A 23,818-nucleotide genomic window follows, 5' to 3' on the forward strand; every position below is an offset into this window, starting at 1 on the left:
ATTTCAGGAAATGGAGTTGAAGTAATGGTGCGCGGCCTGGATCATGTCGTAATGCCCGTTCATGACCTTGGGGCCGCTGCTGCGGCTTTCGAGCCCCTCGGGTTTACGACATCACCGGAAAACCGCCATTCCTGGGGAACTGCCAACCGGCTCATTCAGGTGGACGGGTTTTTCCTTGAAATTCTCTCCATCGCCGACGACAGCCTGATTACGGAAACCGATGGATCAACGTTTTCTTTTGGCGGCTTTAACCGGGAATTCTTGAAAAAGCGGGAAGGGGCCAGCATGCTGGTCCTCGACAGCGCGGATCCCAAAACAGATCGGTCCGACTTCGAACGGGCCGGTTTACAGCTGTATGACCCGTTTTCATTTGAACGGGTGGCGAACCGGCCGGATGGAACGACGGCGCAAGTGGGGTTTGATCTGACAATCGTTGGAGATCCTGAGAGCCCTGAGATCGGTTACTTCACCTGCCACAACCGTTTTCCGGAAAACTTCTGGCAGCCAGCGCTGCAAAACCATGCCAATGGCGCTCAGACCGTCAAAGCGGTTTACATGTTGGCAAAAGATCCGTCTGATCATCACGAGTTCCTGGGTGGCTTCACTGGCCAGCGGGAGATGCGGGCAACCAGCCTTGGCCTTGAACTTGAAACAGCACGTGGTCAGGTCGTGGTTCTTAATCCGCGCGCCTACAGGTCCTTGATCGGGGATAAGGCCGCCGATGCGGTGTCAGGCGACCTTCCGCAAATCGCAGCGCTCGAGGTCGGCTGCAAAGGTTTGAAAACGCGGCAAGTTGTGCCTGCAAATGATTTGTTTGGCCTGACGCTTATCTTAAGCCCGACTGGCTGATTTTCACTTCTTGGACTGCCTCTGCCACGCAGGGATAACACTCACCAGCACCAGTCACGTCTTCGCGACAGCCCTTGTTGAAACTCTAAGTCGCAATATATCCGATTAAGAACGCGATCGTTTTCGACTCGCGATTTGGATCTCGGAGCGTGTGTTTGTCATGATCAAGATGCGGTTTGAGGCTTTGGCGTCAAAGACTGCCATTGCCGCAGTTTCGGCGATTGTGTTGGCTGGCTGCTCGCCGACCGCCAATACTGGCGGAAGCCCCAGTGGCTTTTCTAATGGAACGTATGTTGAGCCGCCGCCACGGCAAGTCGGACGCGGACAATCCGGTGGTGGGCGATAACACGCACTTATCGGTCTATTTTCCGTGCCGAAACTTGTAACGGTTACCTGATAGAGATCCACTCTGTGGCAGCTTTGTTTAGGCGTGACTGTTGCATCTGTCAGATTAATTGAACGGATGGTATCTGATGAGACCTGAAAAACTTAAATATGCATCCCGATTTCTGGTTCCGATGCTTTTAACCGGTGCTGTCTTGGCCGGATGTTCTCCAACCACAAACAGTGGTCAAAGCTCGACAGGAGAAGTCGGGACTTTCACGAATGGAAAATACAATGCCCCGCCGCCTCGATTTGTCGGTAGCGGGATGGGCGGCGGGCGCTGATCTATGCGGGTTGGTCCGCTGTGCCCCTTGAATACACGCTCGATTGACTTCAAATTATAGCTACCGGCCCAAGCTCAAGTTGAGTGATGTGATTTGCGCCTCTTGCCGGATGATTTGGATGGACGTTGTCTCATGAATGCTAATCAGTCCAAAAGGTCACTCCGTGTTCTTGCCCCGACGCTTCTGATCGGCGCGGTATTGGTTGGATGTTCCCCGACAACGGGCGGTGGAACTGGCGCAACGCCTGGCGAACCCGGTACATATGTCGGCGGCAAATATATTGAGCCGCCGCCTCGGCGAGTCGGCCGCGGTGGTGGCCGCTGAGCCGAACATCATGCGTGAAGTATTCCCAGTATAGGCGCTTTCGTATGCGTTGGCGTAAGCTGAGAAATTCCTTTGCCGGCTCATTCGATCGGCCTCTTTATTACAACAATTCTGCAGATACTCAGGTCTTCGCCCGGGTAGTTCGTTGAAAATACCCCAGCGGCTTCCGGACCTTGCGCACTGTGAAAGTTGAATAATCGCTTGTTGAAACGGGAACTCCTTTTATAGTGAAAGGCAAATCACTGGTCTGGCCGGATTGGCCATCACGTGGGAGCCTACCCTTATGTTTTTTGAGCGTTTTAGCCTCAAAACCCGTTTCGCCGCTGCACCGTTATTAGCTGCTGCTGTCCTCGCAGGATGTTCTGATAACAGCGCAAATCAGCAGGCTGAAGCACCACCGCCTCCGGCAGTGACTGTTGCGAAGATCGAAAAAACCGACATTCGACAGAGTGCGCGCTTTGTGGGTCAGGTCGCCGCTGTCGATCAGGTTGACCTGGTTGCCCGGGTCAGTGGGTTCCTGGAAAACAAGGCTGTGCCGGATGGGTCGGTCGTCAAAAAGGGCGATCAGCTTTTCACGATTGAAAAGGCCCAGTACGAGGCATCTTTGTTGAAGGCCAAGGCAGATGTCGCCAGCGCCAAGGCTGATGCGGCGCTGAAGGCAGCTGACGAAAAGCGCGACAAGGATCTTTTTGAAAAGGGTCATGTTTCTGAAGCTGCTTACGAAGCGACACTGGCTCAGAAAGAGCAAGCCGAAGCCTTGGTTGAGGCCGCTGAATCCGCTCAGAAACAAGCCGAGCTAAACCTTAGCTATACGGATGTCTCTGCGCCATTCCCCGGCCAGATGGGCAAGACGACCTACAGTGTGGGCGAAGTGGTTGGACCCAACACCCAGCCGCTTGCCAAGCTCATTCGACTTGCACCGGTCTACGTGAATTTCTCCGTGAGCGAGTCTGAGTATCTCAATGCTGTAAAGAACCACGGCATCAATCCGTCTGACATTGATGCGAGCAAGTCTCCTGATATCAAGCTGATCCTGCCGAACGGTCAGCAATATGAGGAAGTTGGCAAAATCGTTTATATCGACAATGCAGTCGACCCAACCACCGGGACGATCGCTTTCCGCGGCCAGTTTGCCAACGAAGACATCCGCCTGCTGGCTGGGACCTATGTCACCGTCATTCTTGAGGCTCCCGAAACAGAAACAGCCCTTGTGGTGCCGCAATCTGCAATCCAGCGGGATCAGCAGGGCGATTTTGCGCTTCAGGTCGCCGACGACAAGACCGTGAAGCAGGTCTATCTGGATCTGGGTCAGCAGGTCGACACGAACTTCGTTGTTAAAAAGGGCCTCGATGAGGGCGCCGAAGTGATTGTCGAAGGGCTGCAGAAAGTCCGCCCGGGCGTTGAGGTCGATCCGGTTCTTGCCTCACAGCCGGCGGAGAGCAGCTAAATGTTTTCACGCTTTTTTATCTACCGGCCGAAGTTCGCGCTGGTCATTTCCATTGTGATTACGCTCGCCGGCTTGTTGGGATATGTGTCTCTGCCGGTTGAGCAGTTTCCAAATATTACCCCTCCGGTGGTGAATGTTGCTGCCACCTATACCGGCGCGAACGCCGAGGTTTTGGAAGAAACGGTTGCCGCGCCGATTGAGGCGCAGGTGAACGGCGTTGACGACATGATCTACATGCAGTCAACCAGCAACGACAGCGGCAATTATTCACTTAATGTCACCTTTGCCGTCGGAACAGACCCGGATATCGCAACGGTCAACGTGCAGAACCGGGTCAGCCAGGCGACCAGCCAATTGCCATCTGAAGTGACGCAAAACGGGGTCACAGTGCAAAAGGCAAGCACGAACATGCTGCTGGTTGTCACGCTTTATTCCCCGAATGGCACCTATGACGAGCTGTTTCTGTCGAACTACGCTTCGATTTACATGAAGGATTCGCTTGCGCGCGTGCAGGGTGTCGGCCGCGCGGATGTGATGACGGATTTTGCCTATGCGATGCGCATCTGGCTGGATCCGGATCGGCTTGCCAGCCTTGGCATGACACCGACAGATTTCATCAACGCGGTTCGTGATCAGAACATTCAGGTGGCAGCGGGCCAGATCGGGGCGCCGCCCGTGCCGGCGGGGCAGCAGTTCCAGTACACGATCAAGGCGGAAGGCCGTTTGGCGGAAGCCGAGCAATTCGAACAAATCGTGCTGCGGACCGGTTCCGATGGCGCGGTCGTGACGATCGGGGATGTGGCCCGCGTGGAGCGCGGCGCACAGTTCTACAATGCAAGCGGTCAGTTCAATGGTCAGCCATCGACGGTTCTGGCGATTTACCAGGCACCGGGCGCGAATGCACTCGCCGTTGCAGATGCTGTGAAAGCACGTCTTGAGTCGCTCTCGGAAAACTTCCCGGAGGATGTTGAATATGGCGTGCCGTTCGACACCACGGATTTCGTGCAGCAGTCTTTGAACGACGTGATTTCTACCCTGTTCCTGACCTTCCTGCTGGTTGTGTCGGTTGTGTTTATCTTCTTGGGGAATTGGCGGGCGACGATCATCCCGACCGTAGCCATCCCGGTCTCTCTCATCGGAACATTTGGTGTTCTTCTGGCGCTCGGAATGTCGCTGAACACAATCTCCTTGTTCGCACTCGTTCTGGCGATCGGGATCGTGGTGGATGACGCGATCGTCGTCGTTGAGAACGTAGAACGCATCATTGCCGATGAGGGGCTTGGACCGAAGGAAGCTACCGCCAAAGCGATGTTGCAGATCACCGGACCGGTTGTTGCAACCACGCTTGTTCTGCTTGCAGTGTTCGTGCCGACTATTTTTATGCCCGGGATTACCGGACAGCTCTATTCGCAGTTCGCGGTCACCATCTCCGTTTCGGTGATCATATCCTCGATCAACGCATTGACCCTGTCACCGGCGCTTTGTGGCCTGATCCTGAAGGCACGGTCCGGTCCGCCTAAGGGAATCATGGGCATCTTTGACCGCGGGATCATGTCGATCCGGGATGGGTACACAGCGATTGTGCGCCGTTTGGTGCGTGTTGCTGTCCTGTCGCTCGTGGTGGTCGCAGGTGCGGTGGCCATGATCATGACGCTCGGCAGTACCTTGCCGCAGGGCTTCTTGCCGCTCGAAGATCAGGGCTACCTGATGGTCGATGTTCAGCTGCCGGATGGCGCAGCACTTGGACGGACAGAGGGTGTCACCCAGCAAGTCGTGGATTTGGCGACCAAGACGCCTGGCGTTGAGAACATCGTCCTCGTGAACGGATACTCAATCCTCAACGGGGCCACCTCCTCGAATTCCGCTCTTGTTATTGCGACGATGACCGGGTGGGATGAGCGCCAGGAACCAGGTCTCGATATTAATTCGATTTTGGGCAAGTTCTGGGCGGAATTCTCAACAATTCCCGGCGCAAACATCATCGCATTTAACCCGCCGCCGATTCCGGGACTTGGAACCACCGGCGGTGTTCAGGCGATGCTGCAACAGACCGCGGGCGGTAGTCCGCAGGATCTGGCATCCGCCGTCGGCTCGATGGTCTATTCGGCCAACCAGAACCCGGCGATTGCACGGGCTTACTCAACCTTCCGTGCAAACGTTCCGCAGGTCTTTGTCGATCTTGATCGTGAGAAGGCCAAAACGCTTCAGGTGAACGTGTCGGATGTGTTTACAACGCTTCAGGCCTATCTTGGCTCGTTCTATATCAACGACTTCAACATTTTCGGCCGCGTCTACAAGGTCATGATCCAGGCGGAGGGACAGTTCCGCGACCGTGTGGATGACATTGGCAATCTCTATGTCCGCTCAGCCGACGGAACCATGGTGCCTTTGCGCAGTTTGGTGACAACGGAAAATGTGCTCGGGCCGCAGATCCTGACCCGCTACAATATGTTCCGCTCCGCGGCCCTTATGGCCGATCCAGCGCCCGGCGCTTCGACGGGTGTCGTGATAAATGCCGTTGAGCAAGCGGCGGTGGAAGCGATGCCTCCGGGGTATGCTTATGAATGGACGGGCACGGCGCTGCAGCAGCAAGGCTCTGGCTCGATCGTGATGTTCATTCTCTTACTCTCGGTCATTTTCACCTATCTCTTCCTGGTGGCTCAGTATGAGAGTTGGACGATGCCCGTGGCGATCCTGATGTCGGTGACATTCGCGCTTCTTGGTGCGTTGGTGGCCGTGGCCGTGACCGGTGGGGATGTGAACCTCTATACCCAGATTGGTATGATCATGTTGATCGGTCTTGGGGCGAAGAATGCGATCCTGATCGTTGAGTTCGCGATCGAACAACGTGAAAGCGGCATGTCGATCAAGGACGCGGCCATTGAGGCGGCGCATTTGCGGTTCCGCGCCGTTATGATGACGGCTTTGTCGTTCCTTCTCGGGGTCGTTCCATTGATGACCGCATCGAGCGCAGGCGCGGCCAGTCAGAAAGCCATCGGCTTTGCCGTCTTTGGCGGGATGTTCTTCGCAACCACAATCGGCGTCATGCTCATTCCGGTTCTTTATGCAAGCCTCCAGAGCATGCGCGAAACGGTCAAAGGCTGGTTTGGGGCCAAGCCGCCGCAGGCTCCGTCTGAGGGCGGTGAGACAGGGGCTCAGCCGGCGTAAACTGCGCATCACACAGTTAAAAAAACAAAAGGCTCCGGAGCGTTTCGGAGCCTTTTTTGTTTTGGCATTGGTGCGCGCCGCTTGCACCTTATCGACATCGGTCGGGATCAAATACTGATACCTGTGTGTTGTCTTTGGGAAAGCCAGAATCATCTCTTTGGTGGAACCGGCTGATAGCGATTCTGGAGCGCATCGCAGTCTGTATCAAAATGCAGCGAAGGGAAATTTTGTTGCGGGACCCCGAGAAGACTGACGTCCGTATTTGACCCGCCTCAATGCATCAGCGCAGAAGGTTGCGAAACCTCGGTTTGCACTTCTAGGGGGATCTGATATTTATCTTTGAAGAAATTTGGTGAGCCGACAGGGGTTCGAACCCTGGACCTACTGATTAAAAGTCAGTTGCTCTACCAGCTGAGCTATCGGCTCTCACCAAAACCGACGTTTTATGGTGCCGCGTTTGCGCCGCATCTCGTCGGTGGCGCTGTGTTTATGCCGTCACCGGACACAATGCAAGAGGCAATTTTGATTTTTTCTACAGGACTGTAAAAAATGCGGGGAGGGGTGTGGGTAGAATGATCATTCCACGTCAAAACTGATTAGGGAAAGGTATCAGATAGGCTTGTAAAGTATATCGGTATTGATGGTGAACATACGCTGTTCTGTGTTTCGATGATTACATAATCACGACTTCATTTGATTCATATTTATGAAAATATTTTCTTTTCTACTGCGAAAACTGTCATCTAGCGGCGTGTTCTTTAGTGCTGTAGCTTGATGTCAACATTGAGAGGCTACATGTACACAAATAATAATGAGACGCAGATGAGCTCGATCGAGTTTGATTTCGTTAAAGGCCATATTGCGGCGACAATGACGTTGATTCATGCATTGATTGATCAAGGAGCGCTCGATCGGGAGCGTCTGGACAGTTTTTTTGCAGCCTTTGTAAAAGATCTACCAAATGACCGGGAAACGCTCAGCTTACGTTTGATTATTGATCAGTGGCGTGAGGGGCTTCGAAATGGCGAATCTGAAGATTCTCTGAAGGGCCAGATATTTGCAGTGATCGACGGCGGGCGCATCAACTGAGGCGGTGCACGCAGGGGCCCAGGTTTTAGCGGGCTCAATTCTTCACCAAGCAAAAATATAACGTCGCGTTTTGCGGTTCCATTTGCAGCCGGGACGCGGCTCACACGACAAACATGGCCGGGAAATATAACCCCGGTGTCGAACGGCTGTTGCCTTATCTGGCCGCGGCTTCATCTCTTTGGTATGGGTGCAGTCACAGCATCAGCATTTGGAAGAGGTGAAGTGTGCTACGGTATCAGACACTGGCGCGTGCGTGTGCATTAGGCAAGAAGGTCATGGCCGTGATCGCGCAAATCCCGAGCAACCGCTATCTCATCGCCGCTGCAAGTATTTGCTGTATTGCTTTGACCGCACCGGCCGCTGCAAAGGACCAAGTGTTTCTTACATTGGCCACAGGCGGAGTGACCGGTGTCTACCATCCGGCGGGCACTGCGATCTGCCGGGCCGTCAACGAAAGCCGGTCTGAACACGGCGTGCGGTGTGCTGCTGAAGCTGGCCGCGGATCGGTTGGGAGCCTCAAACAACTTCGGAATCGCGATGTTGATTTCGCGATCGTTCAGGCCGACTGGCAACACCATGCTTATTTGGGAACGTCCGTATTTGCTGAATTTGGGCCCATGGCGGATCTGAGGGTCGTTGCCGGACTGCATACCGAAATGGCAGCCATCGTCGTGCGAGCAGATTCGGGTTTCATGGACATCTCTGACCTGAAAGGACAGCGCATCAACATCGGTCCGGCGGGCTCTGGTTCTGCCGCGACCTGGGGTCAGTTATCGCAACACCTTCCCTGGTCGGAGGAAGATCGCGCAGCGATTACCCAAGAAGATCTCTCCGGGCTGGGTGAAGCGCTGTGCTCCGGCGAAATCGACGCGTATTTTGTTGTGATTGGTCATCCAGCGGGCGTCATTGAAGAAACACAAGAGGTGTGCCCGGTTCGGTTTATTGAGATCGGTGCTGGCATCTCAGAGAAGATGGTGGCTGATGCTGCCTATTATCGCGCCGCCGAGATCCCTTCAGGAGCTTATGGAGAGCACAATGCGATTGAAACCATCGGGACGCGCGCATTGCTCGTCACTGTCGAGCAAATGCCTGCTCATGCTGTTTCAACCGTCCTAAAATCTCTGTTGTCGGACATTGAGCGATTCAGAACGGTCCATCCAGCTCTCACAGATCTGGATGGAGCCCAACTTTTTGAAGCGAAAACGGAAGCACCGCTACATCTTGGCGCAGTGCAATTTTATCAAGATCAAGGCTATTTGCCCTGAAACGTCTGTACCCAAAGAGCAAGCGTTTAACATAACCGCTCGCCAAATGGTGACCAGGGCGTGTTTGTGTCGGCAGCTTTGCCCGGATAAAAGACACACATTGCATTAAGACCGCTTCGGCCCACAGGGAATATTTTCTGGAATGATCCAAGACGTCACCATCATCGGCGCCCTCCTTGCCGGGGTCCTATCTTTCGTGTCTCCATGCGTTCTGCCGCTTGTGCCGCCTTATCTCGGATATCTCGCCGGGGTCTCACTGGATCAGTTGACGGGTGAAGACGACACGGATGAGGCCGCCTCGCGGCGTGTTTTCTTCAGCGCACTGGTTTTTGTGCTCGGCTTCTCGACGGTCTTCGTTCTCCTCGGCGCTACCGCAAGTTTCCTTGGTCAATTCATACGTATGTATCTGGATTATCTTGGATATATCGCCGGGGCAGCCATCATCGTGATGGGTTTGCACTTCCTTGGCGTGTTCAAGATCGGTCTTCTTTACAAAGAGGCTCGCGTGCATGTGGACCAGAAACCCGCAGGCCCGATAGGCGCCTATGTCATTGGACTTGCGTTCGGATTTGGTTGGACACCCTGCGTTGGGCCCATTCTGGCCGCAATCCTGTTTGTGGCTGGGGCCAAAGATACGGTACTGCAGGGAACGGTTCTTCTGACAGCCTATGCCATGGGCCTCGGAATTCCGTTTCTGATCGCTGCGTTGTTTGCCAAACCCTTCCTGCGCTTCATGAAACGCTTCCGCAAGCACATGGGCACTGTTGAGAAGGCCATGGGTGGCGTCCTCGTCCTGACAGGGATCATGTTCCTGACCGGGCAGATGGCCGTGTTTTCGTACTGGCTTTTGGAGACGTTCCCGGCGTTCCAATACATCGGATAAACGCCGTTCATGGGTTGGAATTGGAGAAGTTCTTAACGAGCCGTTTTGGAGCAGTTTTAAAAGGTCTGTTGCGGGAAGTCGGCCGCAGAGACCATCGGAGCTCCAGTGTAGAGCGCTGGCTGACAGACATTGGTCACGTCAAGTAGATAGTAACATGCCGCCGCAGCATCAGCGGCATTTCCAAACGGTCCAACCAAGAGTGAAACACCTCCTTCAGCGGACCGTTCCTTTATGAGGGGCCGCAGATCCTGCATGCGTTCTTCATTCTGCTCCCGAAACTTCGACCAGGCATTGGCAGCTTCTGCAAGCGAGGCATAATGGCCAACGATTGCGCCGAAATCACTCCGCTTGAGTGTGCTTGAGCCGCCGCCACGCAGAGTGCCGACACCGTCGGATGGTTCGATAATCTTGGGCCGCAAACTTGTTCCTGATGGAGTGCTGTCGAAGTCTTCTTGAGGCAACAGGGTGTCTGCCTGTGGAATGGATCCCGTCGTTATTGGAGTTGTCTCTGCCGAAGGGAGTTGAACGATTTTCACCGGGGCCTGTGAGGTGAACGGAGGCTCGAAGGCGGGTGTTGCTTGCCCGGAGTTAATGGCAATGCGCCGGGAAGGTGGACGCCGTTCATTTTGCTGATCTGCAGATGCCGGGGCTTCAAGCGCAGCGGTTTGAGTATTCTTCGTCGCATGCGGTTTTGGCAGAGGAGCCATCGGACGTTTGATGTCGGACGCATCCGCAAGATCAGGAACAGCAGGGTCCTTCATGAAGGATGCCGTTGTCGAAGAGGTATGGGTTTCTTGCGCAGGGATCGCGGCTACTGGCCGCGACAGTTCCGATTCAAGTGCAGCAATGCGGCGGGAATAGCCGTCATTCTGCTCACTCATCGTGCTCAGTCGGCGGCGCAAGCGGGCTATCTGATCCTGCAATACCGAAATCTGGCTCTGATCCAACGTCGGTGGTTCTGGAGATGCTGATTGCGCAGGCATATGAAGCACTTCAACAGCGTTCGGGCTCGTGTAGGACCGGATGGATGCCGTGGATCCGACGTCTCCTGCTGGCGGCAACGGCAAACTTGCGACCCGTGTTCCAGCTGGCGAAAAGCCCGATGTGGATGATCCGAATTTGTAGGACGCCATGCCAATGGAACCCATCACAATCGCGGCGAAAGCCCAAGACAGCACACCGACACGCGATGGCGTGAAGGTGTCGCGGATGTTTTCCCGCATCGGTTTTTTGGCCCTGGCCGCCTGCAACTGTCCTGTTCCCCGATTCTCGCTTCGAATCCTTCGAAAGGTAGTTCATTTGGCGCTGAATATGGTTAATGAAACGGTAATATGCACTGTAGGCCGTTCAGATCTTTCAATGTTCTGTGGATCGGGGCATATAGGGGCCAAAGTGACTGGGCGCGCCGCCCAAGTTAAGTGAATTGAGGCGTTTATGACATTGCGAAGCTGCCATTCCGTGGTGCTGGCTGCCGGGCTTGGGACCCGCATGAAATCAGACTTGCCAAAGGTCATGCATCCGGTGGGTGGCTTGCCTATTGTCGGCCATGTTCTGAAGGTCCTCAGCCAAACCGGCTCGAGCCGACTGTCTGTTGTGACAGGTCCCGACATGCCGGAACTTGAAAAACTCGTTGGCAACCTGGCACCCGAAGCGCGGTGTTTTGTGCAGACGGATCGCCTTGGTACTGCCCATGCGGCACTTGCCGCTTCCACTGCCTTGGAGGAAGCCGCCGACGATGTTTTGGTGCTTCTTGGAGATGCTCCGCTCGTCACGTCGGAAACAATCAACAACGTCCGCCAATCGCTTTCTGAAGGTGCAGACCTGGTTGTGGTCGGATTTGAAGCCGAGAACCCGTTTGGGTACGGCCGTATGCTCATGAATGACGGGCGGCTTTTGGCTATCCGGGAAGAAAAGGATGCCAGCGAGGAAGAGCGGAAGATTACCTTCTGTAACTCCGGCATTATGGGGTTCTCCGGACGCCACGCACTCGAATTGATGCGCACGATTGGCAACGACAATGCAAAGGGCGAATTCTACCTGACCGATGCGGTTGAAGTCGCCAATGCCAGAGGTTTGAAGGTCGTCGCTGTTGCCGGGACGGAAGCGGAAACCCAAGGCATCAATACACGGTCCCAGCTTGCCGCCTGTGAGGCTGATTTTCAGGCACGAAAGCGCGCCGAAGTTCTGGAAAGCGGTGTTACGCTTCTTGCGCCCGAAACGGTATTCTTATCCCACGACACGATCATTGAACCGGACGTCATCGTTGAGCAGAACGTTGTTTTCGGACCCGGAGTGACAGTCCGATCCGGAGCACAAATCCGGGCGTTCAGTCATTTGGAAGGGGCCGATGTCGGAAGCGGTGCCGTTGTTGGACCTTACGCGCGTTTGCGCCCTGGAACGGTCCTTGGAAAAGATGTGCGAGTGGGCAACTTCGTCGAAGCCAAGAACGCAAAATTTGGAGACGGGGCCAAAGCCAATCATCTCAGCTATGTCGGTGATGCAAGCATAGGCGCGGCAACCAACATCGGGGCAGGGACGATCACCTGCAATTACGATGGCTTCTTGAAGCACCGGACCGAGATTGGGGTAGGCTCGTTTGTTGGTTCGAACTCTACCCTTGTTGCGCCAGTGACGCTTGGCGATGGCGCATTTGTTGCGGCGGGTAGCGTCATTACAAAGGACGTTGGCGCTGACGCAATGGCCTTCGGACGGACCCGCCAGCAATCCAAGGACGGGATGGCAAAGGTTCTCCGGGACAAGCTGAAAAAGGCGAAGGATCAGAAATCCTGACAAGCTGCCATTCCAACCGGGACTGTCACTTTCTGAAATAAGCTTTGATTTCAATTTGCCACGCCGCCTCGTCTAAACCGGGGCGGACGATTTGGTTTGGGTAATGTGAGGAACATAACTGCATGTGCGGGATTGTTGGCATTTTGGGCGGGGTTGCAGCGGCGCCGAGGCTTGTGGATTCGCTCAAGAGGCTGGAATACCGCGGTTATGATTCTGCCGGCGTTGCAACGCTCGTTGGCGGTGAACTTCAGCGCCGCCGTGCGGAAGGAAAGCTGCGTAACCTTGAAGCCGCGCTTGAAAAGACACCGCTGGAAGGCTCCAGTGGTATTGGTCATACGCGTTGGGCGACGCATGGGGCTCCGACGGTCGGCAACGCCCATCCGCATCAGGCAGGCAGCGTTGCGGTTGTCCATAACGGCATCATCGAAAATTATCTCGACTTGCGCGATGAGATCACCGCGGCCGGGGCGGTCCTTGACACGGAGACCGACACGGAAGTTGTTGCGCATCTTTTGAATTTTGAGATCGCAAAGGGCGTTTCGCCGAAGGACGCGGTTGCCGCTGTCCTTCCCCGTCTCAATGGTGCATTCGCACTCGCCATTCTGTTTGCCGGTGAAGACGATCTTCTGATTGGGGCCCGCAAGGGATCACCGCTCGCTGTTGGTCATGGCGACGGTGAAATGTTCCTCGGGTCTGACGCAATTGCCCTGTCGCCGTTTACCGACCGGATTACTTATCTGGATGAAGGGGACTGGGCTGTCCTGACCCGAACGTCCTGCGAGATTTTTGATGCCGCCAATCTACCCGTGTCACGGCCAGAGGCGCGCTCATCTGTCACCGCTGCGCTGATGGACAAGGGTAATTACAAGCACTTCATGGCCAAGGAAATTCATGAGCAGCCGGAAGTGCTCGGTCATACCCTGTCCCGGTATCTGGATTACGGCGCGCAGTCTGCCAAGGTGGCGGGCGCCGACAAGATGAAATTCAAGGACCTGTCCCGTCTGGTCATTTCCGCCTGCGGCACGGCGTATCTTGCCGGTCTTGTTTCCAAATACTGGTTTGAGAAATACGCAAGGCTGCCGGTCGACATCGATATTGCGAGCGAGTTCCGCTACCGTGAAACGCCGATGAGCGACAAGGACAGTGCGCTGTTCATTTCCCAATCCGGAGAGACAGCCGATACGCTCGCCTCGCTGCGGTATTGCAAGGAGCAGGGGGCTGCCATCGGCGCTGTGGTCAATGTGCCGGAAAGCACAATCGCCCGCGAAGCAGATGTCGTGTTCCAGACGATTGCCGGCCCTGAAATCGGTGTTGCCTCGACCAAAGCCTTTACCTGTCAGCTGGCTGTTTTGGCCGCACTTGCCCTGCAGGCCGGACGGGAACGCGGTGTGTTGTCCGCAGAAGACGAGAAAAGGCTTGTGGCGGAACTCACCGAAGTTCCAAGCCTTGCGCTCAAGGCGCTTGCCAGCGAACAGGCGATTGAAAAACTGTCGCAACCGCTGTCCCAGGCGACGAACGCGCTTTATCTCGGCCGGTCAACCAGCTTCCCGCTCGCGCTCGAGGGGGCGCTGAAGCTGAAGGAACTCTCCTACATTCATGCGGAAGGGTATGCGGCTGGTGAACTGAAGCACGGTCCCATCGCGTTGATAGACGAGAACATTCCGGTTTTCGTTATCGCGCCCTATGACCGGATTTTTGAGAAGACCGTCTCGAATATGCAGGAAGTCGCCGCCCGTGGTGGCCGTATTATTCTCATTACCGATGAAAAGGGTGCCGCAGAAAGCGGAAACGCTGCGCAGGACACGGTTATTCTACCGGAAATGTCGGATATCGTTGCACCGATCATCTACGCACTGCCGGTTCAGATGATTGCGTATCATACGGCCGTTTTTATGGGCACTGATGTCGATCAGCCGCGCAACCTTGCCAAGTCGGTCACGGTCGAATGACCATGCCGGATGCGGATAAGTCAGACATCGTTCTATTTAAAGAACAGCACCGCCAGGATGTCATCGCGCTTTGGAAAAAATGCGGTCTGGTGCGCGCTTGGAATGACCCCGACAAGGACATTGATCGGTGTCTCAGTGTGGACGCCAGCCGTTTGTTTGTGTTGATCAATGACCAGACAGTCATTGGCTCGGTGATGACCGGTTACGATGGCCATCGTGGCGCGGTTTATTATTTGAGTGTCGATCCGGCGCACCAAGGCGGCGGATATGGACGCAAACTCATGCAGCAGTGCGAGGACTATCTGACCGGCCTTGGCTGCCCTAAGATCAATTTGTTCGTACGTAAAGACAATGACGCCGTGCACAGGTTCTATGGGGACATGGATTATGCGCTTGAAACGTCGGCAGCCTTCGGAAAACGTCTGATCCCGGACGACTGATGGCCGCCGATGGCTCGCGATGAGCGTTACATCGTGTCCGCGCCCTGGTCCTTGGGAGTGGGGCCAGACGGACGGGACACAACATAGATCGCGCATCCGATCATACCCACCGCGACAACAGCAGCCAGCCAGAACTGCGGTGCAATGCCCCAATAAAACAGAGCGTACCCAAAGCACATTCCGGCTATGGCATAGAGCTTGGCATTCAAGGGGATGGCGCCGTGTTCGCGCCAGGAAATGACCGGCGGTCCGAAGACGGGATGATCGAGGATCTTTTTTTCCAGCCGGGGGGAGGATCTTGCAAAACAAGCGGCTGCCAGAATGAAGAAAATCGTACTGGGCAGAATCGGTAAGAATGCCCCAACGATGCCCACCGCGACGCAAGCCAGTCCGAGTATGATGAACGTGGTGCGGTGCAATCGTGCCTCCGATTCCGGCAGAAACTGCGGTCAAAGCCGAAAATTAATTCAAGCGCAGGATACCGCGCTGCGATAAAGATACTTATCTAGCTGGTGGCTGGATGCAAAATGGAAACTCACAAACGATGTTCAGGTTCCGCTCATGAGCAAGCACAAACATAATGCAGATGATGAGCATTTGGTAGCCCACCGCCCTAATGCCGCAACGCGTGTCCGGAACTATTTTCTGACAGGTCTCGTGATCACCGGCCCGATCGGCATCACGTTGTGGCTGACCTGGACGTTCATCAAGTGGGTCGACAGCTGGGTCAAACCCTTTGTCCCGCGGGTCTACAATCCGGAGACCTATCTGCCGTTCTCGATACCTGGTTTCGGTCTGATCGTTGCGGTGGTCGTTCTGACGATCGTGGGGTTCCTAGCGGCCAATTTCCTGGGCCGCAGTTTGATCTCTTTCGGCGAGCGCCTCGTCGATAGAATGCCACTTGTTCGTAATATTTACAGTGGTTTAAAGCAAATCTTTCAGACAGTACTTGATCAGCGTGGGACGAGTTTCAACAAGGCTGCCCTAATTGAATATCCACGGAAAGGACTGTGGGCGATTGTGTTCATCTCCACAGACACCAAGGGCGAAGTCTCCTCACAGCTGAAGAACATGGCAGATACCGTCTCTGTTTTCCTGCCCACAACGCCAAACCCGACATCCGGTTTTTTGCTTTTTGTTCCCAAAGAAGATGTCATTGAGTTGAACATGAGCGTCGAAGATGCGGCCAAATTGGTGATCTCCGCAGGTCTCGTCAGCCCGGAGTATCCCGAATATGTCGAAGATCTGGTTGTTGACCCGAAACAGGCAGAACGTTTGAAAAAGGTTGAGAAAGTCTAGCAAACCAGCTTCTGAAGCAGGGCTGGGACAGACACCGCAAACACCACGAAAGCTTTCCAAGAGGTATGCCGTTCGGCTACGGTGAACACCCGTCTTGTGTTCCTCCCGGACAGTTATCTATGCCCTTTGTTGATGATCTGATTGCCTTTTCTGCACAGTCTTCTGCCGATTTGCCTGCATCGGCTCTCAGGCTGGCCCAGTTCTCGTTGCTCGACTGGCTGGTCTGCGGCAGGGCCGGGGTGGAAGAACCGGTGGCGCAAAAACTCCGCGCGTTTGGAGTTAGCGAAGGGGGCGTTCAAACTGCCTCAACATTTGGCGGTCCCAAGATGCCGCCAAGAATGGCCGCTCTCATCAATGGTGCTGTCAGTCATGCGCTGGATTATGACGACACCCATTTTGCCCATATCGGGCACCTGTCGGTCGGCATTTATCCTGTGGCGCTTGCCGCAGCAGAGGACATTGGTGCCAACGCATCGGACTTTCTGGCAGCGTTTGTGGTTGGTGCGGAAGCTGCGATCCGCATAGGAACGGTCCTTGGTGCCGCGCACTACAATCTCGGCTTCCATCAAACAGCAACCGCAGGCGCATTTGGAGCTACGGTCGCAGCTGGCCGTTTATACGGACTAACGCAAGAGCAAATGCGGGCGGCGCTCGGCCTGTGTGCGACGCGGGCGTCTGGCCTGAAGTCACAGTTCGGCACGATGGGCAAGCCCTACAATGCCGGGATCGCTGCCTCCAACGGCATTGAATGCGCCCAGCTTGCGCGCCTTGATATGACATCTTGCGCCGACGGCTTGATGGGACCGCAAGGATTTGCGGAAACGCATCACGCGGGGTTGCCGCTGGAAACTGCGGACTGGGACGGCCTTGCGGGCGGAAAGCTGTTGTTTGCGGACAACAAATACAAACTTCATGCCTGTTGTCATGGATTGCATGCCATGATCGAGGCGGTGTTGTTGGCAAAGGAAACTGGCGTAACCTTTGACGATGTTACTGAATTTGTATTGAGAACCAATCCGCGGTGGCTGAAGGTTTGTGACATCAAGCAGCCGCGCACGGGGCTTGAGGTCAAGTTCAGCTATGCTTGGCTCGCCGGCATGACCTTGCGCGGCGATGCGACCGGCGCACCGGACACGTACACAGATGCATTGGCGCTGGATCTGGCCCTGGCAGCATTTGCAGAGAAAGTGACGGTGATTGGCGACGATACCCTGACTGACTTGCAGGTTGAGGGCATTCTGACGTTTAAAAACGGCGCGACCCGGGAAGCGTCCTTTGATCTTGCAGCGCCGCTGCCAATGGAAACCCTGGAAGGCAAATTACGTTCCAAGGCGCAGGCTTGCCTCGGTCAAGAAGGCGCTGACATCTGGTCAATTCTGGACCAGATGGACCAGATGAATGCGCGTGAGATAGGAAGACTTGTCTCTGGTTAACCCGCCCGCAGTAATTGGATCGCGGCATCGCGGCCGAAGAGATAGAGCAGGCAGCGCAGCGCCTCGCCGCGTTTTGATTTCAGGTCAGGATCCGTTTCAAGAATGAGCCGCGCATCGTCACGGGCGACTTCCATCAAATCGGCATGTTCATCCGCCCGGGCAATCCGGAACCCCGGTGTCCCGGACTGACGTGTGCCGAGGATTTCCCCGCCGCCACGCAGACGCAGGTCCTCTTCCGCTATCAGGAAGCCATCGTTGGTCTCGCGCATGATGTTAAGGCGCGCACCTGCTGTTTCCCCAAGCGGGCCCTTGTAAAGCAGCACACAAGAGGACGGCTTGTCGCCGCGACCGACCCGGCCGCGCAGCTGGTGAAGCTGGGCGAGACCAAACCGTTCGGCATGTTCGATGACGATGATCGTGGCATCGGGAACATCGACGCCAACCTCGATCACGGTGGTTGCAACGAGAACCCGCGTGCGGCCGGACTTGAAATCGTCCATCGCCGCGTCTTTTTCGTCCGCGCTCATTCGCCCGTGCACCAGAGAGACCCGTTGGCCAAGCGCATGTTCCAAGACCCGGTGCCGGTCTTCCACGGCTGCCAGATCGACTTTTTCAGACTCTTCAACGAGTGGACAAACCCAATAGACCTTTTGGCCCTCCCGGGTCGCAGCGCCCACGCGGCCTATGATTTCATCAAGGCGGTCCAGCGATACGGATACAGTCTTGATCGGCTTTCGCCCGGCGGGCTTGCCAAGGAGTTTGGAGACATCCATGTCGCCGAAACAGGTCAGAACAAGCGTGCGGGGGATCGGTGTGGCTGTCATCACCAGCACATCGACGCCGCGCCCCTTGGACGAGAGCGCCAGACGCTGGTGCACACCGAACCGGTGCTGCTCGTCCACCACCACCATGCCAAGGTCCTTGAATGTCACCGATCCCTGGAACAGCGCGTGGGTGCCGACAACAAGATCGATCTCGCCCGCATCCAGCTTTTCCTGAAGCAGGCGGCGTTCCTTTTGCGTGTCCTTTCCGGTCATGAGCGCCAGCCGGATGCCGGCCTTCTCGCAAATCGGGGCCATGGACGCAAAATGCTGACGGGCCAGGATTTCTGTCGGGGCCATCAGGCCGCCCTGAGCGCCGGTCTGGACCACTTGGGCCAAGGTTGCCAGCGCAACAACAGTTTTACCGGCTCCAACATCGCCCTGTAAAAGTCGGAGCATGCGGGTGGGTTGGGCGAGATCCGCGTTGATGTCCTTGATCGCCTCTTTCTGGCTGTCGGTCAGCTCAAAGGGCAGGGCGTTGATGACGGCCGCCTGCAATCTGCCGTCCGGTTTGCGTTCAATCCCCCCGAGCGTGCGCATGTTGGCCCGCACCAGCGCAAGCGCGAGCTGACTGGCGAGCAGTTCGTCATAGGCGACCCGCTGCATGTATGGGGATTGCGGCTCGACATCCTGCCGTTCTTTCGGGGCATGCAGGGTCTTTAGCGCTTCGGCGAAATCCGGCCATCCGGTTTGGTGGAGATACGGCTCATTCAGCCACTCCGGCAAATGCGGGATTTTTTCGCACGCCGCTTTCATGGCTTTTTGCAGCGTCTTGGAGGCAAGGCCAGCGGTTAGCGGATAGATCGGCTCGATCGGCGGCATTTGATCGGCTTCCTCCGGAGAGACCGAGTAATCCGGATGCACCATCTGAGGCCGGTCATTGAACCACTCCACCTTGCCGGAAACGATCCGGCGTTCGCCTTCCGGAAAGGTTTTTAGAAGCCAGTCCTGACGGGAATGGAAAAAGACGAAAGTGATCTGGCCTGACTCGTCATAGGCGGAAATGCGGTAAGGCGCCTTGGAATGCCGCGGCGGAGCAGAATGCCGCCCGATGGTGACATCCAGCGTGACAATGTCGCCGTTTTCCGAATAGGCGATTCCCGGTTTATGCCGCCGGTCGATCAGGCTGTGCGGAATGTGAAACAACAGATCGGCAACCGTCGCTTCCCGGTCCGGCTGACCGCCGACCAGTCCCGCGACCAGTTTGGCAATCTTCGGACCGATCCCGGGCAGCGTGGAGACGGGAGCAAACAGCGGATCAAGGACCGGGGGACGCATGGAAGGTGGTATACCTTTGTCAGACGGCGGCGAAGCGGGCGGGACCTGTTCTGCCATGAAGTTTGGCTTCAGTGCAACAATTGGAACATTCTGTGAACTTGGCCGCTGACATCCCGCAAGTTGGGCGCTATATAGTCGCCAGTTTTCATTCGATCCGGTAAGGTGATAGGCCATGCGTCTGTCTTTTCTTCTGGTTCCAGATCCGAAGGTTCTCCATGTCCGATCATCCGAGTGCGACCAATGACAATGAAACCGGCAGCCGGGATGCGCGGCGCAAGAAGATCCTGTTTCGTTGCTGGCACCGGGGCATGAAGGAAATGGATCTGCTGCTCGGCGGGTTTGCGAACGCCAAGATTGATGAACTCAATGAAGACGAACTGCGTGAGCTGGAGCATCTTCTGACCGCGCACGATCAGGATCTTTACGCCTGGATGACGGGCCGCAAACCGTTGCCGGCAGAATGGGACGGCCCGCTCTACCGCCGGATCATTGCCTATCATGAAGCCGCTGGACCGGCCGGCTTTGTAAAATAAGAATAAAAGGACGGTTTTCGTGTTCGACAGCCTGTTGAAGGACCAGGCCAATGTGACATTGGCTGGCGTGCCCGATGGTGCGGAAAGCTATGCGCTCGCGCGCTTGCTTGCAGAAACACCCGCCCAGGGGCTGGCGCTGGTGTTTGTCGCCCGGGACGCAACGCGCATGGCGATGATCAGCGAGGCGCTCGGGTACTTTGATCCAGCAGCCGAGATCATTCAGCTGCCGGCCTGGGACTGTCTGCCCTATGACCGTGTTTCACCCAATCCGGCGATCAGTGCTCGCCGTCTTCTGGCGCTTGGCCAGCTCGCGCGCGGAATCGAGGCGGGGCGCAAAGTTCTCCTGGTTACCACCTTGAATGCTGCCGTCCAGCGGATCCCGGAACGGGCGTTCATGGCCGAGCAGACCTTGTCCATGGCGCCGGGCAATCAGGTCGATATGGCCGCGATCTCCAAATGGCTGGAAATGAACGGGTTCTCCCGCACGCCGACGGTGCGCGAAACCGGTGAATACGCGGTGCGCGGCGGTATTGTCGATCTTTTTGCGCCCGGTGAAGAAGAACCTGTCCGGCTTGATTTCTTCGGTGACACGCTGGAATCGATCCGCTCTTTCAATCCGGAAACCCAGCGGACCTCCAAACAGCTGAAACGCCTCGATCTCGTCCCGATGAGCGAGGTGGTGCTGTCTGAGGAAAGCATCTCCCGGTTCCGCCGCTCCTATCTGGCAAGTTTTGGCGCGGCGAGCCGCGACGATGTGCTTTACCAGTCGATCAGCGACGGGCGCCGTTATGCGGGCATGGAACACTGGTTACCGTTGTTTCATGACAAGCTGGAAACGCTGTTTGATTTCATTGGCGATACGCCGGTTGTGCTGGATGCCAGCAGCGTGGATGCCGTGCGTGAGCGGCTGGATCAGGTTGCCGAGCACTACAAGGCCCGTGAAGAAGCCCGCGAGATGGGATCGGGTGCCGGCACAGTGCCTTACATGCCCGTGCCACCGGAAAAGCTGTATTTCACCAAGGACGAATGGACGGCGTCGCTTGCGGACAGGGCGACGGCAACGCTCGATCCGTTCACGCCGCCGCCGGGCAGCGGCAAGACCGTCATCGAACTGGGCGGCCGCCAGGGACGCAGTTTTGCGGCAGAACGGACGGCCGGTGACGTCAATATTTTTGACGCTCTGACGACCCATGTCCGGGAGCTTCAAAAAAATGGCAAGCGCACTGTCATCGCCTGCTGGTCGGACGGGTCTCGGGACCGTCTCGGTCAGATCCTCGGTGATCATGGTCTCGGCGCGGTACAAAATGTCGAGACGCTGGACGAAACGGAACAGCTTCCAGCCAAAACCTCTGCACTGTGTGTTCTGGGCATCGAGCACGGGTTCGAACTCTCCGATATCGCATTTATCGGAGAGCAGGACATTCTGGGTGACCGACTTGTGCGCAAGTCTCGCCGCAAGTCCAAGGGCGCAAATGTCATCACCGAAGCGACCGGATTGTCGGAAGGTGATCTCGTGGTTCATGTGGAGCACGGCATTGGACGCTTCATCGGCCTGAAGACCGTTGAGGCCATCGGCGCGCCGCACGACTGCCTGGAATTGCAATATGCAGGCGGAGACAAGCTCTATCTGCCGGTTGAAAACATTGAGCTCTTGTCTCGCTATGGATCGGAAGACCAGGAAGCGCAGCTCGACAAACTCGGCGGTGGGGCCTGGCAGGCGCGCAAGGCCAAGCTCAAAAAACGGATCCTGGAGATTGCCGACGGGTTGATCAAGACAGCGGCGGAGCGGGCGCTCAAGACGGCACCCGTGGTGGAAACACCGGAAGGCGTCTATGACGAGTTCGCCACAAAATTCCCCTACGAGGAAACGGACGATCAGCTGAACGCCATTGATTCTGTCTTTGAGGATCTGGCGTCCGGGCGGCCGATGGATCGGCTGGTGTGCGGCGATGTCGGGTTCGGCAAGACGGAAGTGGCGCTGCGTGCCGCGTTCCTTGCTGCCATGTCCGGCCGGCAGGTTGCTGTCGTGGTGCCAACCACACTGCTGGCCCGTCAGCACTTCAAGACATTCTCCGAGCGCTTTCATGGATTGCCGATCAATGTCGCCCATGCCTCGCGCCTTGTGCCCACCAAACAGCTGACCCAGACCAAGAAGGGCATCGCCGATGGATCCGTCGACATCGTTGTCGGCACCCATGCACTGCTTGGAAAATCCATCCAGTTCCGTGATCTTGGACTGCTGATCATCGATGAAGAGCAGCACTTCGGGGTGAAGCACAAGGAACGGCTGAAGGAGCTGAAGTCGGACATCCACGTTCTGACCCTGTCCGCGACGCCGATCCCGAGAACACTGCAGCTGGCATTGACCGGCGTCCGCGAACTGTCGCTGATCGCGACACCGCCGGTCGACCGGTTGGCGGTGCGGACTTTCGTCTCTCCGTTCGACCCGCTGGTGGTCCGTGAAGCCTTGCTGCGGGAACATTACCGGGGCGGCCAGAGCTTTTATGTCTGTCCGCGCCTGTCGGACATTGCCGAACGCAAGGACTTCCTGGAAGAGGCCGTCCCGGAGCTGAAAGTTGCCGTTGCGCACGGGCAGATGCCGCCGGGCGAGTTGGAAGACGTCATGAACGCCTTTTATGAGGGCAAATATAACGTTTTGCTTTCGACGACGATCGTGGAATCCGGTCTTGACATTCCGACTGCAAACACGCTGATCGTGCACCGCGCCGACATGTTCGGGCTTGCCCAGCTTTATCAGCTACGAGGACGCGTAGGCCGGTCGAAAACACGTGCCTATGCGCTCTTCACCGTTCCGGCGAACAAGACGCTCACACCCACCGCCGAACGGCGCCTGAAAGTCCTGCAATCCCTGGAAACGCTTGGTGCCGGGTTCCAGCTGGCAAGTCATGATCTCGACATTCGCGGCGCGGGCAATCTTTTGGGCGACGAACAGTCCGGGCATATCAAGGAGGTCGGCTTCGAGCTCTATCAGCAAATGCTGGAAGAAGCGGTTGCCAAGCTGAAGGACGGCGGCGCGGATTTCGGCGAGGAGCAATGGTCGCCGCAGATCAACATCGGCACGCCCGTCCTGATCCCGGAAGACTACGTCGGCGATTTGCAGCTGCGCCTGCAGCTTTACCGGCGGCTTGGAGATGTCACCGAAGCACAGGAAATCGACGCCTTCGGCGCCGAACTGATCGACCGCTTTGGCCCGATGCCGGAAGAGGTCCAGCATCTCCTCAAGATCGTTTACATCAAGGGACTGTGCCGCAAGGCAAATGTCGAGAAGGTGGATGCTGGGCCGAAAGGCGTCGTTGTGTCCTTCCGCAACAGCGAGTTCGCGAACCCGGCAGGCCTTGTGTCCTACATCGCGGAGCAGGGTGTTCTCGCCAAGATCCGGCCGGACCAGAAAGTGGTTCTGACACGAGATTGGGAAAACACCGACAAACGTTTGAAGGGCACAGCCACGATCCTGACAAAGCTAGCGCGACTGGCGGCGGCTTGAGGACGTGGACATTGCGGCACTATGTCCGCGGAGTTTTGCCGCAGATCTGATAAGGTCGCGGCCTCAAAAACTTTATG

The 23,818-nt window shown here is 56.3% G+C and carries 16 protein-coding genes and 1 tRNA gene; 13 read left to right on the forward strand and 4 right to left on the reverse strand.

Going from position 1 to position 23,818, the window contains the following annotated elements:
* The first annotated feature begins 24 nt into the window (after positions 1-24).
* The 3 genes from ACQY4Z_RS23830 (at position 25) to ACQY4Z_RS23840 (ending at position 6,456) form a co-directional block, all read left to right on the forward strand.
* Complete coding sequence (locus tag ACQY4Z_RS23830; RefSeq protein ID WP_428525415.1) at positions 25-849, forward strand: VOC family protein; 825 nt, start codon at positions 25-27, stop codon at positions 847-849.
* 1,275 nt (positions 850-2,124) lie between these two features.
* Positions 2,125-3,288 carry an efflux RND transporter periplasmic adaptor subunit gene (locus ACQY4Z_RS23835; RefSeq protein ID WP_409687736.1) on the forward strand — a complete coding sequence of 388 codons (1,164 nt, stop codon included), beginning with the start codon at positions 2,125-2,127 and terminating at the stop codon, positions 3,286-3,288.
* Positions 3,289-6,456, forward strand: coding sequence for an efflux RND transporter permease subunit (locus ACQY4Z_RS23840; RefSeq protein WP_428525418.1), 3,168 nt, complete (start codon positions 3,289-3,291; stop codon positions 6,454-6,456). It begins immediately after the preceding gene.
* Positions 6,457-6,806: 350 nt separating this feature from the next.
* On the opposite strand, the gene ACQY4Z_RS23845 is transcribed toward ACQY4Z_RS23840, so the two are convergent.
* Positions 6,807-6,882: transfer RNA gene (locus ACQY4Z_RS23845), tRNA-Lys, on the reverse strand.
* A gap of 396 nt (positions 6,883-7,278) precedes the next feature.
* On the opposite strand from ACQY4Z_RS23845, the gene ACQY4Z_RS23850 reads away from it, so the two are divergent.
* The 3 genes from ACQY4Z_RS23850 to ACQY4Z_RS23860 all read left to right on the forward strand — a co-directional run bounded on the left by ACQY4Z_RS23850 (position 7,279) and on the right by ACQY4Z_RS23860 (position 9,693).
* Entirely contained in the window at positions 7,279-7,545 is a 267-nt protein-coding gene (locus ACQY4Z_RS23850) for a hypothetical protein (protein ID WP_133947289.1), read from the forward strand.
* A gap of 224 nt (positions 7,546-7,769) precedes the next feature.
* Entirely contained in the window at positions 7,770-8,810 is a 1,041-nt protein-coding gene (locus tag ACQY4Z_RS23855) for a TAXI family TRAP transporter solute-binding subunit (RefSeq protein ID WP_428525420.1), read from the forward strand.
* 142 nt (positions 8,811-8,952) lie between these two features.
* Entirely contained in the window at positions 8,953-9,693 is a 741-nt protein-coding gene (locus tag ACQY4Z_RS23860) for a cytochrome c biogenesis CcdA family protein (protein ID WP_428525422.1), read from the forward strand.
* Between the two features lie 56 nt (positions 9,694-9,749).
* Here the strand turns inward: ACQY4Z_RS23860 and ACQY4Z_RS23865 are convergent, their stop codons facing one another.
* On the reverse strand, positions 9,750-10,916 hold the full coding sequence (locus ACQY4Z_RS23865; protein ID WP_428525424.1) for a hypothetical protein: 1,167 nt from the start codon (positions 10,914-10,916) through the stop codon (positions 9,750-9,752).
* 211 nt (positions 10,917-11,127) lie between these two features.
* Between ACQY4Z_RS23865 and glmU the strand changes: the two genes are divergently transcribed.
* The 3 genes from glmU to ACQY4Z_RS23880 all read left to right on the forward strand — a co-directional run bounded on the left by glmU (position 11,128) and on the right by ACQY4Z_RS23880 (position 14,872).
* On the forward strand, positions 11,128-12,483 hold the full coding sequence (glmU, locus tag ACQY4Z_RS23870; RefSeq protein WP_428525426.1) for a bifunctional UDP-N-acetylglucosamine diphosphorylase/glucosamine-1-phosphate N-acetyltransferase GlmU: 1,356 nt from the start codon (positions 11,128-11,130) through the stop codon (positions 12,481-12,483).
* A 122-nt stretch (positions 12,484-12,605) separates the two neighbouring features.
* Positions 12,606-14,432, forward strand: a complete 1,827-nt coding sequence (glmS, locus tag ACQY4Z_RS23875; protein WP_428525428.1) for a glutamine--fructose-6-phosphate transaminase (isomerizing) — start codon at positions 12,606-12,608, stop codon at positions 14,430-14,432.
* Complete coding sequence (locus tag ACQY4Z_RS23880; RefSeq protein ID WP_428525430.1) at positions 14,429-14,872, forward strand: GNAT family acetyltransferase; 444 nt, start codon at positions 14,429-14,431, stop codon at positions 14,870-14,872. Before glmS ends, ACQY4Z_RS23880 begins: the two co-directional genes overlap by 4 nt.
* Before the next feature lie 26 nt (positions 14,873-14,898).
* On the opposite strand, the gene ACQY4Z_RS23885 is transcribed toward ACQY4Z_RS23880, so the two are convergent.
* Positions 14,899-15,291 (reverse strand): YbaN family protein, encoded by a 393-nt coding sequence (locus ACQY4Z_RS23885; RefSeq protein ID WP_428525432.1) that lies wholly within the window; start codon positions 15,289-15,291, stop codon positions 14,899-14,901.
* 142 nt (positions 15,292-15,433) lie between these two features.
* Between ACQY4Z_RS23885 and ACQY4Z_RS23890 the strand changes: the two genes are divergently transcribed.
* Together ACQY4Z_RS23890 and ACQY4Z_RS23895 are read left to right on the forward strand one after the other, a co-directional pair.
* Entirely contained in the window at positions 15,434-16,171 is a 738-nt protein-coding gene (locus ACQY4Z_RS23890; RefSeq protein ID WP_428525434.1) for a DUF502 domain-containing protein, read from the forward strand.
* A gap of 119 nt (positions 16,172-16,290) precedes the next feature.
* Entirely contained in the window at positions 16,291-17,604 is a 1,314-nt protein-coding gene (locus ACQY4Z_RS23895) for an MmgE/PrpD family protein (RefSeq protein WP_428525436.1), read from the forward strand.
* Here the strand turns inward: ACQY4Z_RS23895 and recG are convergent.
* Positions 17,601-19,703, reverse strand: coding sequence for an ATP-dependent DNA helicase RecG (recG, locus tag ACQY4Z_RS23900; protein ID WP_428529664.1), 2,103 nt, complete (start codon positions 19,701-19,703; stop codon positions 17,601-17,603). The two genes, ACQY4Z_RS23895 and recG, sit on opposite strands and share 4 nt — an antisense overlap.
* 215 nt (positions 19,704-19,918) lie before the next feature.
* Between recG and ACQY4Z_RS23905 the strand changes: the two genes are divergently transcribed.
* Positions 19,919-20,236, forward strand: coding sequence for a succinate dehydrogenase assembly factor 2 (locus ACQY4Z_RS23905; RefSeq protein WP_133947307.1), 318 nt, complete (start codon positions 19,919-19,921; stop codon positions 20,234-20,236).
* Positions 20,237-20,255: 19 nt separating this feature from the next.
* On the forward strand, positions 20,256-23,741 hold the full coding sequence (gene mfd / locus ACQY4Z_RS23910) for a transcription-repair coupling factor (RefSeq protein WP_428525438.1): 3,486 nt from the start codon (positions 20,256-20,258) through the stop codon (positions 23,739-23,741).
* Positions 23,742-23,818 lie beyond the last annotated feature (77 nt).

Origin of the sequence: Roseibium sp. (assembly GCF_965276855.1) — a bacterium.
Taxonomy (GTDB): Bacteria; Pseudomonadota; Alphaproteobacteria; order Rhizobiales; family Stappiaceae; genus Roseibium.

Excerpts from the sequence above, each read along its gene's own strand:
- ACQY4Z_RS23830 (WP_428525415.1), top strand. The coding sequence starts at position 25 with ATGGTGCGCGGCCTGGATCATGTCGTAATGCCCGTTCATGACCTTGGG.
- ACQY4Z_RS23835 (WP_409687736.1), top strand. The coding sequence starts at position 2,125 with ATGTTTTTTGAGCGTTTTAGCCTCAAAACCCGTTTCGCCGCTGCACCG.
- ACQY4Z_RS23840 (WP_428525418.1), top strand. The coding sequence starts at position 3,289 with ATGTTTTCACGCTTTTTTATCTACCGGCCGAAGTTCGCGCTGGTCATT.
- ACQY4Z_RS23850 (WP_133947289.1), top strand. The coding sequence starts at position 7,279 with ATGAGCTCGATCGAGTTTGATTTCGTTAAAGGCCATATTGCGGCGACA.
- ACQY4Z_RS23860 (WP_428525422.1), top strand. The coding sequence starts at position 8,953 with ATGATCCAAGACGTCACCATCATCGGCGCCCTCCTTGCCGGGGTCCTA.
- ACQY4Z_RS23865 (WP_428525424.1), bottom strand. The coding sequence starts at position 10,916 with ATGCGGGAAAACATCCGCGACACCTTCACGCCATCGCGTGTCGGTGTG.
- glmU (WP_428525426.1), top strand. The coding sequence starts at position 11,128 with ATGACATTGCGAAGCTGCCATTCCGTGGTGCTGGCTGCCGGGCTTGGG.
- glmS (WP_428525428.1), top strand. The coding sequence starts at position 12,606 with ATGTGCGGGATTGTTGGCATTTTGGGCGGGGTTGCAGCGGCGCCGAGG.
- ACQY4Z_RS23880 (WP_428525430.1), top strand. The coding sequence starts at position 14,429 with ATGACCATGCCGGATGCGGATAAGTCAGACATCGTTCTATTTAAAGAA.
- ACQY4Z_RS23890 (WP_428525434.1), top strand. The coding sequence starts at position 15,434 with ATGAGCAAGCACAAACATAATGCAGATGATGAGCATTTGGTAGCCCAC.
- ACQY4Z_RS23895 (WP_428525436.1), top strand. The coding sequence starts at position 16,291 with ATGCCCTTTGTTGATGATCTGATTGCCTTTTCTGCACAGTCTTCTGCC.
- recG (WP_428529664.1), bottom strand. The coding sequence starts at position 19,703 with ATGCGTCCCCCGGTCCTTGATCCGCTGTTTGCTCCCGTCTCCACGCTG.
- ACQY4Z_RS23905 (WP_133947307.1), top strand. The coding sequence starts at position 19,919 with ATGTCCGATCATCCGAGTGCGACCAATGACAATGAAACCGGCAGCCGG.